At 67.0% G+C, this 13,064-nt stretch carries 14 protein-coding genes; 5 read left to right on the top strand and 9 right to left on the bottom strand.

Annotated features, from left to right (window positions below; genetic code table 11):
* From NQV15_RS02225 to NQV15_RS02260, 8 genes are all read right to left on the bottom strand, one after another.
* On the bottom strand, nt 1-390 hold the full coding sequence (locus NQV15_RS02225) for a hypothetical protein (RefSeq protein ID WP_232403442.1): 390 nt from the start codon (nt 388-390) through the stop codon (nt 1-3).
* Nucleotides 390-2,189 carry an Ig-like domain-containing protein gene (locus tag NQV15_RS02230; RefSeq protein WP_232403444.1) on the bottom strand — a complete coding sequence of 600 codons (1,800 nt, stop codon included), beginning with the start codon at nt 2,187-2,189 and terminating at the stop codon, nt 390-392. Before NQV15_RS02230 ends, NQV15_RS02225 begins: the two co-directional genes overlap by 1 nt.
* A gap of 145 nt (nt 2,190-2,334) precedes the next feature.
* Entirely contained in the window at nt 2,335-2,862 is a 528-nt protein-coding gene (locus tag NQV15_RS02235; RefSeq protein ID WP_232403447.1) for a TasA family protein, read from the bottom strand.
* A 189-nt stretch (nt 2,863-3,051) separates the two neighbouring features.
* Entirely contained in the window at nt 3,052-3,651 is a 600-nt protein-coding gene (locus NQV15_RS02240; RefSeq protein WP_232403449.1) for a signal peptidase I, read from the bottom strand.
* Nucleotides 3,652-3,974: 323 nt separating this feature from the next.
* The gene (locus NQV15_RS02245) at nt 3,975-4,502 is read right to left on the bottom strand and encodes a CalY family protein (protein WP_232403450.1); all 528 of its coding nucleotides are present in this window, start codon (nt 4,500-4,502) and stop codon (nt 3,975-3,977) included.
* Between the two features lie 297 nt (nt 4,503-4,799).
* The gene (locus NQV15_RS02250) at nt 4,800-5,327 is read right to left on the bottom strand and encodes a CalY family protein (protein ID WP_232403450.1); all 528 of its coding nucleotides are present in this window, start codon (nt 5,325-5,327) and stop codon (nt 4,800-4,802) included.
* Between the two features lie 295 nt (nt 5,328-5,622).
* Nucleotides 5,623-6,150 carry a CalY family protein gene (locus tag NQV15_RS02255; RefSeq protein ID WP_232403450.1) on the bottom strand — a complete coding sequence of 176 codons (528 nt, stop codon included), beginning with the start codon at nt 6,148-6,150 and terminating at the stop codon, nt 5,623-5,625.
* Nucleotides 6,151-6,296: 146 nt separating this feature from the next.
* The gene (locus NQV15_RS02260; protein WP_232397982.1) at nt 6,297-7,508 is read right to left on the bottom strand and encodes a sensor histidine kinase; all 1,212 of its coding nucleotides are present in this window, start codon (nt 7,506-7,508) and stop codon (nt 6,297-6,299) included.
* A gap of 103 nt (nt 7,509-7,611) precedes the next feature.
* Between NQV15_RS02260 and NQV15_RS02265 the strand changes: the two genes are divergently transcribed.
* From NQV15_RS02265 to NQV15_RS02285, 5 genes are all read left to right on the top strand, one after another.
* Nucleotides 7,612-9,063, top strand: coding sequence for an MFS transporter (locus NQV15_RS02265; protein ID WP_232397983.1), 1,452 nt, complete (start codon nt 7,612-7,614; stop codon nt 9,061-9,063).
* A gap of 124 nt (nt 9,064-9,187) precedes the next feature.
* Nucleotides 9,188-9,364, top strand: a complete 177-nt coding sequence (locus NQV15_RS02270) for a helix-turn-helix domain-containing protein (protein WP_232397984.1) — start codon at nt 9,188-9,190, stop codon at nt 9,362-9,364.
* Between the two features lie 62 nt (nt 9,365-9,426).
* Entirely contained in the window at nt 9,427-10,044 is a 618-nt protein-coding gene (locus NQV15_RS02275) for a DUF47 domain-containing protein (RefSeq protein ID WP_232397985.1), read from the top strand.
* A 3-nt stretch (nt 10,045-10,047) separates the two neighbouring features.
* On the top strand, nt 10,048-11,070 hold the full coding sequence (locus tag NQV15_RS02280; RefSeq protein ID WP_232397986.1) for an inorganic phosphate transporter: 1,023 nt from the start codon (nt 10,048-10,050) through the stop codon (nt 11,068-11,070).
* A 62-nt stretch (nt 11,071-11,132) separates the two neighbouring features.
* On the top strand, nt 11,133-12,275 hold the full coding sequence (locus NQV15_RS02285; protein WP_232397987.1) for an NAD(P)/FAD-dependent oxidoreductase: 1,143 nt from the start codon (nt 11,133-11,135) through the stop codon (nt 12,273-12,275).
* Nucleotides 12,276-12,281: 6 nt separating this feature from the next.
* Here the strand turns inward: NQV15_RS02285 and pstB are convergent, their stop codons facing one another.
* Nucleotides 12,282-13,061: a phosphate ABC transporter ATP-binding protein PstB gene (gene pstB / locus NQV15_RS02290; RefSeq protein ID WP_232397988.1), complete on the bottom strand. Its 780-nt coding sequence runs from the start codon at nt 13,059-13,061 to the stop codon at nt 12,282-12,284.
* Nucleotides 13,062-13,064 lie beyond the last annotated feature (3 nt).

A 13,064-nucleotide genomic window follows, 5' to 3' on the forward strand; every position in this document is an offset into this window, starting at 1 on the left:
TCAGGAAGCATACGGTGACCTGCTGCGACGCTCAGTGACTCGCCGCGGCAGGTCGGCCACCAGGAGTGCGATCACCACGATCGCCAGGGAGAACACCGCCGCGGGCAGGACGCCCCAGGTCCGGTCCTGGCCGGGCAGCCCCAAGATGGCAGGAACAAGGGCGCCCAGGCAGCTCAGCACGACCAGGAACCCGACGCCGAGCCGGGATTCCACGCTGTTGTCACGCAGCAGCTTGGCTGCCCCGGCGGCGGTGGCAGCGGCTTGAGCGAGCAGCAGCGCCTCGATGTAGGTGTCGTGGTCGCCGTGAAGGGCCAGGAACAACTGGACGAGGGCGAGCAGCATCGTGGCCAGACCGGCGGACCGCGACGCGGGCGTGTGGGCGAGAGGCATCAGAAGTCCACATCCGACGGGCCGGTCTCGCTGACGTCGGTGGTGCTGACCGAGTTGCCGGCCAGATCGGTCATGGAGCTGGATGGCGTCCACACCATGGTGGCCGGGTCGGTCACGCGCTGCCCAGTGCTGGGCGTGCTGAGGAGCTTGACGGTGACCACCGTGCGTCCCAGGTCGTCGAGCTGGGCCGAGACCGTCATGTTGGCGGTGGCGTCGACCAGCCACAGCGCGAAGTCTGCGTTCAGCTCGACCGACCCGATGCGCAGGTTGCTCGGGCTGGAGATGTCGAAGGAGTCGCTGACGAAGAAGCCGCCCTTGACCTTGAGGGTGCCGGACGTTGCGTCACCCGACCAGCCGGAGTAGATCGAGCTGAGGTCCATCTGCTCGCTGAACGTGTAGACGACCGTGTCGCCGCTGTCGACCTTGCCGTTGATGCCGGAGCCGTTGGTGGTCTGGATGTCGATGCCCGTGGCCCGCGTGTTGTCGACGATGCGGTCGGCGACCACCTCGGAGATGGTCTGGGTGCCGTTGTTCTCGGTCAGCACGGCGCGCAGGTCGTAGGTGCCGTCGGCGACGCCGGCGGTCGCGAACGTGCAGCTGTACGGCGAGTTGGTGTCCGTGCAGATGTCGGTCCAGCTGTTCGATCCGGCGCCGGCGCGCTGGATCTTGACCGAGCGGATCGTGGTGCTCGCCTCGGCCTGTGCCTGAAGCGTCACGTTTCCACGCAGGTGGGTGCTGGGCGGGGTGAGCGTGACGAAGGTGTTCTTGACGACGACGCGCCGGATCTCCGCCGACGTCGTGGAGTTGCCGGCCCTGTCGGTTGCGACGGCGCGGAAGGTGTAGGTGTCGTTGTCCAGCTTGTTGGTGTCGTACGAGCAGCGGGAAGGGGTGCCCGTCGCTGTGCACAGGTCGGTCCACTTCGTGCCGGAGCTGGCCTGGAAGACGACCTCGGCGATGCCGGAGTGAGCGTCTGTCGCGGTTGCTTCGAAGGTCTTGGTGCCGTTCAGGGGGGTGCCCGGGTCGGTCATCTTGACACCCGTCGGAGCGGCGTTGTCCACGATGACCTTGCTGACGACCGGGGACGTGTAGCTGGTGGTGCCGACGACGGCGATGGCCCGCAGGTCGTAGGAGCCGTTCGGGGCAATCTTGGTGTCCACCGAGCAGGTGTACGGCTTGGCGGTCGAGCTGCAGATCGTCGTCCAGTTCGTGGTCCCGGTCGGCGCGAACTCGACGCGAACCGATGACACCTGCAGTGCGCCGACGTTGCTGAGCGTCACGGCGGTGGTGACGGGGCCGCGCAGGAAGTCGCCCGGACGGTCCAGCGACACCGTCAGGCGGTTGGAGACGTTCGCGCGCACAGTGGCGGACGTCGACGTGTTCCCGGCGGTGTCGAGCGCGACAGCGCGCAGGTCGTAGGATCCGTCCGCCAGGGACGTGGTGTTCCAGTCGCAGGCGTACGGGGTCGTCCGCGTCTCGCAGACGGTGGTCCAGGTGGAGCTGCCGGCAGTCGCACGCTGGATCGTGACACCAGCGACGCCGGAGACGTCGTCGGTCGCGACGGCGGTGATCTTGGTCGTGCCCGACACCGTCCCGGCCGGCGGGGTCACCGCGATCGTCGGCGGCGTCCAGTCGGCGGCGGCGGAGACCGTGCCGGTCGAGGCGGTGCTGGAGACGTAGGAGGCCGACGACGAACCCGTGAGGGAGATGGACGCGACGACGGCCGCCAGGACGACGATCATGACGGACAGGCGACGGGGCATCGGGTTCACCTTCTCTCGGTGTCGGGGTGTCGAGCTCATGTGTTCACTCTAGAAAAAGCCGCTCCACGGGACTTCCACACGATTGCCTCAAGAGCTACACATCTGCCGAGACGACGACGTGCCGCCGACCGGGTGGTCGACGGCACGCGTTGAGGCGAGAATCGGGGCGGCGCAGGCGCCCGGGTCACTGGTTGGTGGTCGTGCCGCTCTCCTGGACCGAGTCCCACTTGAACGCAGCCGTGGCGGTCTTGCCCTGGTCGGTGTTGGGGGTGGCCTGGTCGAGCTTGACGCTGAAGGTGAAGTTGTTCGCGACACGGGGGTTCACGAGCCCGAGATCCTGGGGGGCGCCGTCGGCGAGCCCACCGAAGGCGCCGGTGTAGACCACCTTGTTGGTCGTGGTGTTGGTGATGACCAGCGTCAGGTTGCTGCCGGTGAAGGTGTTGGTGGAGGCCGTCTCGGTGAGGGAGAACCTCGCCGGCAGCGAGCCGGTGTTCGTGATGGTCAGGCTGCCGTTGGCGACGTCACCGGGCTTGATGTTGGTGAGGTTGAAGACTGCCGCGTTGGCCTTGGAGTTGCTCTGGCTCAGCGTGCCCGCCGTGACGGAGCTGATCGTGTTGGTGCTGGTGGAGGTGAAGGTCGCGCCCGATCCGACAGCGATCGCGCCGGCGGCGACCAGCGTGGCGAGCGGCAGGAGGATCTTGGTGAGCTTCATCGGGGTTCATCCTTCAGCGGTGGTGTCGTGGGTGTTCGTTGGCTTGTGACACCAACCTATGGAGCCGCGATCCACGCGTTCTCCACACGATGTCCTCGAGAAATCCACACTTCGGAACCACCTGCCGCACCACGCACATCGGCCGGCGGGCGCCCCTGGGCACTCGCCGGCCGAAGACCGAGGGGTTGTTCAGGCGTGGGTCAGGATCCCGTTGCGCTGGCCGGAGTCGGCGGCCTTGCGGCGGTTGCCGATGCCCAGGCCGCGTCCGAGCTCGACCAGGCTGAGCAGGGCGATGATCGCAGCTGGAACGCCCACCACAAGCATGCGGGTCTCGCGATCGGCCATGGCGACGAAGACCCAGCCCACGTGCGGCACGGTTGTCTTGACGACGGGCTGGGTGTCCGCCGTGAGGCTGAACTTCCACGGATCCGGATCGGGGTTCGCGTCGCCCTGTGTCTGCAGCTGACGGACACCCGTGTCCAGGATCTTGTCGCTGATGATGCGGTGCGTCACCAGGTTGGTGACACCGCTGTCCGGCGGCGGCAGGTACGTGATGACATCGCCTACCTTGACGTCCTCCACCGGTACCGGCTTCTCGAAGGCGACCGAGCCCTTCTCGAACGTGCCGGACATCGACCCGCCGGTGATGACGTAACGCTCGTACCCGAACAGGCTCGGTGCGAGGTAGCCGATGCCGGCCAGGGTCACGGCGATCACGACGACGTTGACCAGACCGGAACCGACGCGAGCAAGGATGCTGCGGCGGGGACGGGCGTGGGAACGGCTCATGATCGGGTCCTGTCAGTGATGGGCGAGCGGTCTGGCGTGATGCGGTGGTGCGCTTGCTGATGAGATCAACTTATTGAGTTGCGGTCCACGCGATCTCCACGCGATCTCCACATTCGCTCCACACCTTTGCGCCATCGGACGAGGGGACAGGAAGCCGGAAGTCACTGCTCTGCCGAACGAGGAACCGGTCGGTGGGCGTCGTGGACGCTCACCGACCGGTTGGGTCGAGTGCTGTTGCTCAAGTGGTGATCGGTGATGGGATGCCCACCACGAACATCTGGATCTCGCGATCAGTCGTGGTCATCAGCACCCGGCCTCGCAGGTCACTGCTCGCTGGTGGTGGCGGCCTGCTGGACGGAGTCCCACTGGAAGGCGGCGGTGGCGGTCTTGCCCTGCTCGGTGTTGTCGGCGTCCTTGTCCAGCTGGGCGCTGAAGACGAAGTCGTTGGCGGTGCCCGCAGCGATGGTGCCGAGTGCCTTCTTGTCGCCGTCCTTGAGGCCACCGAAGGTGCCGGTGTAGACCTCGGCGCCGGTGGTCTTGTTGGTGATCGTCAGCCGCAGGTTCTCGGCCTTGAAACCGTTGGTCGAGACGGTCTCGGTCAGGGTGAAGTCGGCGGGCAGCGAGCCGGTGTTGGTGATCGTCAGCTTGCCGTTGACGATGTCGCCGGGCTTGGCGTTCGTGAGGGTGAAGATCGCGGCCTGGTCCTTGGAGTTGGTCTGCGTCAGGGTGCCGGAGGTGACCGAGCTGATGGAGTTGGCCGTGGTCGAGGTGAAGGTGGCGCCCGATCCGACTGCGATGGCGCCGGCGGCGACGAGGGTTCCGAGGGGGAGCAGGAGCTTGGTGATCTTCATGGTGGTGGTCCTTTGTGGTGTCGTGGTGGGGGGGTGGTGCGTTTGGCTTGTGACATCAACTTATTGAGGTCAGATCCACGCGTTCTCCACACAACTTCCCCACCCGTTCCACACTTGTGAACCAGTTGCCCGGGACGTCCAGGCCGGAAAACGAGGAACCGGTCGGTGGGCGTCGTGGACGCTCACCGACCGGTTGGGTCGAGTGCTGTTGCTCAAGTGGTGATCGGTGATGGGATGCCCACCACGAACATCTGGATCTCGCGATCAGTCGTGGTCATCAGCACCCGGCCTCGCAGGTCACTGCTCGCTGGTGGTGGCGGCCTGCTGGACGGAGTCCCACTGGAAGGCGGCGGTGGCGGTCTTGCCCTGCTCGGTGTTGTCGGCGTCCTTGTCCAGCTGGGCGCTGAAGACGAAGTCGTTGGCGGTGCCCGCAGCGATGGTGCCGAGTGCCTTCTTGTCGCCGTCCTTGAGGCCACCGAAGGTGCCGGTGTAGACCTCGGCGCCGGTGGTCTTGTTGGTGATCGTCAGCCGCAGGTTCTCGGCCTTGAAACCGTTGGTCGAGACGGTCTCGGTCAGGGTGAAGTCGGCGGGCAGCGAGCCGGTGTTGGTGATCGTCAGCTTGCCGTTGACGATGTCGCCGGGCTTGGCGTTCGTGAGGGTGAAGATCGCGGCCTGGTCCTTGGAGTTGGTCTGCGTCAGGGTGCCGGAGGTGACCGAGCTGATGGAGTTGGCCGTGGTCGAGGTGAAGGTGGCGCCCGATCCGACTGCGATGGCGCCGGCGGCGACGAGGGTTCCGAGGGGGAGCAGGAGCTTGGTGATCTTCATGGTGGTGGTCCTTTGTGGTGTCGTGGTGGGGGCGGTGCGTTTGGCTTGTGACATCAACTTATTGAGGTCAGATCCACGCGTTCTCCACACAACTTCCCCACCCGTTCCACACTTGTGAACCAGTTGCCCGGGACGTCCAGGCCGGAAAACGAGGAACCGGTCGGTGGGCGTCGTGGACGCTCACCGACCGGTTGGGTCGAGTGCTGTTGCTCAAGTGGTGATCGGTGATGGGATGCCCACCACGAACATCTGGATCTCGCGATCAGTCGTGGTCATCAGCACCCGGCCTCGCAGGTCACTGCTCGCTGGTGGTGGCGGCCTGCTGGACGGAGTCCCACTGGAAGGCGGCGGTGGCGGTCTTGCCCTGCTCGGTGTTGTCGGCGTCCTTGTCCAGCTGGGCGCTGAAGACGAAGTCGTTGGCGGTGCCCGCAGCGATGGTGCCGAGTGCCTTCTTGTCGCCGTCCTTGAGGCCACCGAAGGTGCCGGTGTAGACCTCGGCGCCGGTGGTCTTGTTGGTGATCGTCAGCCGCAGGTTCTCGGCCTTGAAACCGTTGGTCGAGACGGTCTCGGTCAGGGTGAAGTCGGCGGGCAGCGAGCCGGTGTTGGTGATCGTCAGCTTGCCGTTGACGATGTCGCCGGGCTTGGCGTTCGTGAGGGTGAAGATCGCGGCCTGGTCCTTGGAGTTGGTCTGCGTCAGGGTGCCGGAGGTGACCGAGCTGATGGAGTTGGCCGTGGTCGAGGTGAAGGTGGCGCCCGATCCGACTGCGATGGCGCCGGCGGCGACGAGGGTTCCGAGGGGGAGCAGGAGCTTGGTGATCTTCATGGTGGTGGTCCTTTGTGGTGTCGTGGTGGGGGCGGTGCGTTTGGCTTGTGACATCAACTTATTGAGGTCAGATCCACGCGTTCTCCACACAACTTCCTCACCAGCTCCACAGTTCGGCACCACCTGCCGAAGGAGCTGTCCGACCGTCAGACCGGCAGGTCGAACCAGACGCTCGTGCCGCCACCGGGGGCGTTCTCCATGCCGCTCGCGCCGCCGTGCGCGCTGATGATGCGGCGGGCTGTCGCGAGCCCGATGCCGTGGCCCGCCGTGGCCGAGGGCACGCGGGTGAACAGCTCGAACACCGCCTCGTGCCGATCCGCGGGCACGCCGATGCCGTTGTCGGTGACCCGGATCCGCCAGTGCTCGGTCAAACGCTCGGAGGTGATCGACACGATGGGGCGGGTGCCGGGTCGGGCGAACTTGATCGCATTGGTGACCAGGTTGAGCACGACCGGATAGAGCAGGGCCGGATCTGCCGTCACATGGGGCAGCGGGCCGACGCGGATGTCCGCGTCCTCGCGCCGGATCATCGGGTCGACGTCGGTGAGCACGAGCTCGACGATCTTGGTCAGGTCGGTCTCGACGAGGCGCAGGCGTCCGTCCTCCTGCGCGAAGGCCAGCATCTCCTCGATCATGGAATCCATGCGGTGACCTGCCGCGCTGAGCGCATCGACCATCTGGGCCACCTCGGTGTTCTCCTCGACGACCGGCTCCATGGCGAGCAGCTCGGCGTTGAGCAGGATCGCTGTCAGGGGAGCCCGCAGGTCGTGGCTCACCTGCCCCGCGAACTGCGAGAGATGGGAGTTTGACCGCTTCAGCTCGTCGCGGACGTCCATCAGCTCCTGCAGGGAGTCCTCCAGGGCCCGGCCGCGATAGCGCAGGTCGAGCAGCACGGTGACCTGGCCGGCCATGATGCTCAGCGCCTTGGTCTGCACGTCGGTGAGCTCACGCGGGACGGTGTCGAGGACGGCCAGTCGTCCGAGCGGGACGCCGCCCGGGCTCAGGACGGGGGCCGACGCGTGGAAACGCACGGAGCCGTCGGCACCGGTCATGTGGGGGTTGCCGGAGAAGCGGGGGTCCAGGGCGGTGTCCGGGACGACCACCGTTCCCGGGTCGTCCAGGATGGCGCCACACATCGACTGGTCGCAGGAGCACGAGCTGATGTCGAAGCCGAAGCTCGCGATCTGGTGGTGTCGTTCGCTGCCCACCATCGCGATCGCCGCGTACGGCGCCTCGCAGATCGCGGCCACCAGGTCGACCAGGGACTGCAGGTCCCGGCCCGGGTCGTCCGGGTCGAGCCGCCCGTAGCGTTCGATCTCCCGGTCGACGACGGCCGCGTCGCGGACTGACGATTCCATGCGTTCCCCGATGCCTGGATAGGACCTAAGTCCCCATCGTCGCACGTCCGGTCCCGGGACGGGACGAATCGCGGGTGCACCCCTGCGGCCGTAGCGTGGTCTGGTGACGGAGACGACCGAACCCCAGCTGGCCCCCGAAGAGCGCGACCGCCGCTGGCCGGCGCTGGCGGTGTGCCTGCTCGCCGGCGCGATGACCCTGCTGGACGTCAGCATCGTCAACGTCGCGCTGCCCTCGATCCGCGAAGGGCTCGACGCCGGCAACAGCACGATCCAGTGGGTCGTGGCCGGTTACGCCCTGGCCTTCGGCATCGTGCTCGTCCCGGCCGGCCGCCTGGGCGACGCGCGCAGCCGCAAGACCGTGTTCATGGCGGGCGTCGCATTGTTCACCGTGGCCAGCGCGGTGTGCGGCGCCGCCCAGGAGCCGTTGTGGATCGGCGTCGCCCGCGTCGCCCAGGGCATCGGCGGCGGTCTCATCACGCCACAGGTCTCCGGGTTCATCCAGAACCTGTTCAAGGGCCCCGAGCGGGGCCGTGCATTCGGTCTGTTCGGCGCCACGATCGGTGTGTCGACGGCGATCGGGCCCGTGCTCGGCGGCCTCCTGATCCAGCTGGGCGGCGAGGAGTCCGGCTGGCGACTGGTCTTCTACGTCAACGTGCCGATCGGCATCCTGTTGATGGTCATGGCCCACCGCTACCTGCCGGCCGCCGTGCGTGGCCCGAAGCAGTCCCTCGACCCGGTGGGCGTCCTGCTGTTCGGCGCCGCGATGTTCTTCGTGCTGCTGCCGCTGGTCACCGGCGGCCAGGACTCGTCGTTGTCACAGCGCCCGTGGTGGTTGCTGGGCATCTCGGCCGCACTGCTGATCGCCTTCGTCCTGTGGGAGCGGTACTGGGCCGGTCGCGACCGGGAGACGTTGCTGGACATGTCGCTGGTGAAGGTCCGGTCCTTCGTCCTCGGCGTCGGCCTGGGCACGTTCTACTTCGCCGGGTTCACCTCGATCTTCATCGTCCTGACCCTCTACCTGCAGCAGGGACTCGGCTACTCCGCCCTGGAGGCGGGCCTGACCCAGCTGCCGTTCGCGGTCGGCTCGGCGGTGGCCGCGTTGCTGGGCGGACGCCTCGTCGAACGGATGGGGCGCGCGCTCGTCGTGACGGGCCTGGTGCTCATCAGCGTGTCCCTCGTCATCGTCGACATCCTGGTGCCGCACCTCGGCTCGGACGTGGGCCTCAAGCTCGCGCCGGTCCTGCTGCTCGCCGGCCTCGGTGGCGGCCTGGTCATCTCGCCCAACATCACGCTCGCGCTGGACGAGGTCGAACCCGCCCGGGCCGGTGCCGGGGGTGGGCTGCTGCAGACCGCGCAACGGGTCGGTTCAGCGATCGGCGTGGCGATCGTCCTGGCACTGTTCTTCGAGCGGGTCCGGTCCACCCGTGGCGACTTCGCCGATGCGCTGTCGTACAGCCTGCACGTCACGATCGGGTTCGTCCTGGTCGCACTCCTGCTCGGCATCGCCGACCTGGCACGCCGGGCACGTGACGCGCGCCCCACGACCGACCACTAGGAACGGCAGTGTCACTGTGAGTGACACACTAACCTCGGGGGTGGGGGAGGTCAGCAGGGTCGGCGCAGCCGGCGGTGCGCTCCCCGTCGATGCCGCAGTTGAACCCGACCCGGGAGCCCCCCTGATGCCCGAGCCACTGGACAGTCGTCTTCGCGACGACCAGGCGCTGGACGAGATCGAGCTGACCAGTCGGCTCATGATCGCCGCCTCGTCCAAGGACGGACCCCTGTCGCAGCGGGAGATCGACGAGATCCTGGGAATTGCGACAGTCGGTCGGCCCGTCAGCGGCACCCGCGATTGACAGGCGCAAACGGCCAGCATCTAGCATGGGCGTGCCCTACTCAGCATTGACAGGAGCTAGTCGTGCGTTTTCGCATTCGACCAGTTGAAGCATCTTTTTACGATCTGTTCACCGAGATGGCGAACCACCTCGTGGAGGGTGCAAATCTGCTGGCGCAGATGCTCGACCCAGGAACCGACAAGAACGCTCTCGGTGACCTGATGCGAGAAGCAGAGCACCAAGCGGACGAGACGACCCACAAGATCATCAAGCGGGCCAACTCGACGTTCATCACGCCGTTCGACCGCGAGGACATCTACCGTCTCGCGAGCAGCCTCGACGACGTCATGGACTTCATGGAGGAGACCGTCGACCTCGTGGGCCTGTACGAGCTCGGCGAGCTGCCGGCCGACTTCGCCCCGCAGGTCGAGGTGCTCCAGCGTGCGACCCAGCTGACCGCCGAGGCCATGCCGCGTCTGCGGACGATGAAGGACCTCGACGAGTACTGGATCGAGATCAACCGCCTCGAGAACCAGGGCGACCGCTCCTACCGTCGCATCGTCGCCCACCTGTTCAGCGGCACGTACAAGTCGCTCGAGGTCCTGAAGCTCAAGGACGTCGTCGACTCGCTCGAGCACGCCATCGACGCGCTCGAGTCCGTTGCGAACACGGTGGAGCAGATCGCCGTCAAGGAGTCCTGAGCAGTGGATCTCGTTCTCGGCCTGGTCATCGCCACGGTCGTCATCGCACTGTTCTTCGACTACACCAACGGCTTCCACGACGCAGCCAACGCGATCGCCACCTCCGTGTCGACGCGTGCCCTGACGCCTCGCATCGCGCTGATGATGGCTGCGATCCTCAACTTCGTGGGGGCGCTGCTGGGCGTCGGTGTCGCCAAGACGATCAAGGAGATCCTCGTCGGCTTCGACGACATGAGCTCCGAACATGCCTTGACCGTGGTGATGAGTGCCCTGGTCGGGGCCATCACGTGGAATCTCATCACCTGGTACTTCGGCATCCCCTCGTCGTCCTCACACGCCCTGATCGGCGGCCTGATCGGCGTCGGCCTCGCGGCAGGCGTGACCGTCGACTGGGACAAGGTCGTCGACAAGGTCGTCATCCCGATGGTCATGAGCCCCGCGCTCGGCTTCGGTGGTGCATTCCTGGTGATGCTGACGATCATGTGGGTCTTCCGTCGAGCCAATCCGCACACCGTCAACCGTGGGTTCCGCCATTCGCAGACCGTCTCGGCGGCAGCACTGTCGCTCGGCCACGGCCTGCAGGACGCGCAGAAGACCATGGGCGTCATCGTCCTGGCGCTCGTCGCCGGCGGCTACGGCCCCACGGCCGGCGAGCGGGAGATCCCCGTCTGGGTCGTCTTCGCCGCCGCTGGCGCGATCTCCCTCGGCACGCTGTCGGGTGGCATGCGCATCATGCGCACGATGGGTCGCCGCATCATCGCGCTCGACCCACCGCGCGGATTCGCGGCCGAGTCCACGGCTGCTGTCGTCCTGTACGGCATGGCCATCGGCCTGCACGCCCCCGTCTCGACGACCCACACCATGACCTCGGCGGTCATGGGCGCCGGCGCGACCAAGCGGTTCAGCGCGGTGCGCTGGGGAGTGGCCCGCGGCATCGTCACCGCCTGGATCGTCACGATCCCGGCTGCAGCTGGTGTCGGTGCGCTCACGTACCTGCTGCTGCGCCTGGTCATCCCCGGCAACTGATCGCACCGGGCCTCGCCCCGATTCGTGCCACCCCGTCGCTCGACCCATGGTTGAGTAGCAGGGTGAGCCATGCCTCGGTCGTCATCATCGGCGGCGGGGCGATGGGGGTCAGCGCGGCCTACCACCTGGCCCGTGCTGGGGTGCGGGACGTCGTCCTGCTGGAGCGGGGCGCCCTGGGCGAGGGATCGACGTGCCGGGCGGCCGGGGGTGTGCGGGCGCAGTTCTCCGACGAGGTCAACATCCTGCTCGGGCACCGTAGCCTCGACACCTTCGAGAGGTTCGCCACGACCTTCCACCAGGAGATCGACCTGCACCAGGTGGGCTACTTGTTCTTGCTCGACACAGCCGAGAGCGTCACCACCTTCGAGGCGAACATCGCGCTGCAGAACTCGTTGGGGGTCTCGACCCACATGATCAGCCCGCGTGAGGCGCTGGCTCTGTCACCGGGCATCAGTACCGACGGCTTGCTGGCAGCCGCCTGGGCTCCCCGCGCCGGCCACTGCTCGCCTGAGTCGGTGGTGCTGGGCTACGCGACTGCGGCCCGACGGCTCGGGGCGCAGCTGGTCACGGGATGCGAGGTCACCGACATCGAGGTCGTCGACGGTGCGGTCGCCGCCGTCGTGACCGATCGCGGTCGCATCCATACCGACACCGTGGTCTGCGCCGCTGGTGCCTGGTCAGGCCAGGTGGGTTCGCTCGCAGGCGTCGACCTGCCGGTCACCCCGCTGCGCCGGCAGGTACTGATCACCGAGCCCGTGGCCTCGGTCAGTGCCACGACGCCCTTCACGATCGACTTCTCGACCAGCTACTACTTCCACCACGAGGGGAAGGGCCTGCTGCTCGGGATGTCCGACCCGGACGAGACACCCGGCTTCGAGCTCGGCCGCTCGGAGGCTTGGTTGCCGCGCCTCGGCGAGGCGATGGCCCGGCGCACACCCAGCTTCACTGAGGTCGGGATCAGGGGTGGATGGGCCGGGCTGTACGAGGTCACGCCCGACCACAATGCACTGATCGGCGAGGCGAACGGCGTCTCGCGTTTCCTGTACGCCACCGGGTTCTCGGGCCATGGGTTCTTGATGGCCCCGGCCGTCGGCGAGATCGTTCGCGATCTCTACCTGGGGACGCCGCCCGTCATCGACGTCAGCAGCCTTGACGTCGCCCGGTTCGACGCCGGCGCCGCGCGCCCCGAGACAACGATCGTCTGAGCGCGCCTACCCGAACCGGCCCTGGATGTAGGCCTCGGTGGCGGGCTCCTGCGGGTTGGAGAAGATCGTCTCGGTCCGTCCGGTCTCGATGAGGCGGCCGGGCTTGCCCACCCCGGAGAGGTTGAAGAACGCCGTCTCGTCGGAGACGCGGGCGGCCTGCTGCATGTTGTGCGTGACGATGACGATCGTGTACTCGCTCTTCAGCTCGTGGATGAGATCCTCGATCACGCTGGTCGAGATCGGGTCGAGCGCCGAGCAGGGCTCGTCCATCAGCAGGATCTCCGGCTCGACCGAGATCGCGCGGGCGATGCACAGGCGCTGCTGCTGACCTCCCGACAGGCCCGATCCGGGCCGGTCCAGGCGGTCCTTGACCTCGGCCCACAGCCCTGCACTGCGCAACGACCGCTCGACGACGTCATCGGCGTCCGCCTTCTTCATCCGCTTGCTGTTGAGCCGCTGGCCGGCCAGGACGTTGTCGTAGATCGACATCGTGGGGAAGGGGTTGGGGCGCTGGAACACCATGCCGATCATGCGGCGCACGTTCACCGGATCCACATCCGATGCGTACAGGTCCTGACCGTCGATCAGCACCTTGCCCTCGACACGGGCGCCGCGGATGACTTCGTGCATGCGGTTCAGGGAGCGCAGGAAGGTCGACTTGCCGCAGCCGGACGGGCCGATGAAGGCCGTCACCGACTTCGCGGGGATCTGGATCGTGACGTCCTCGACGGCGAGGAAGTCGCCGTAGTAGATGTTCAGGTCAGAGACATCGATGCTCTTGGCCATGGT

It is taken from the genome of Aeromicrobium wangtongii (assembly GCF_024584515.1).
GTDB lineage: Bacteria > Actinomycetota > Actinomycetes > Propionibacteriales > Nocardioidaceae > Aeromicrobium > Aeromicrobium wangtongii.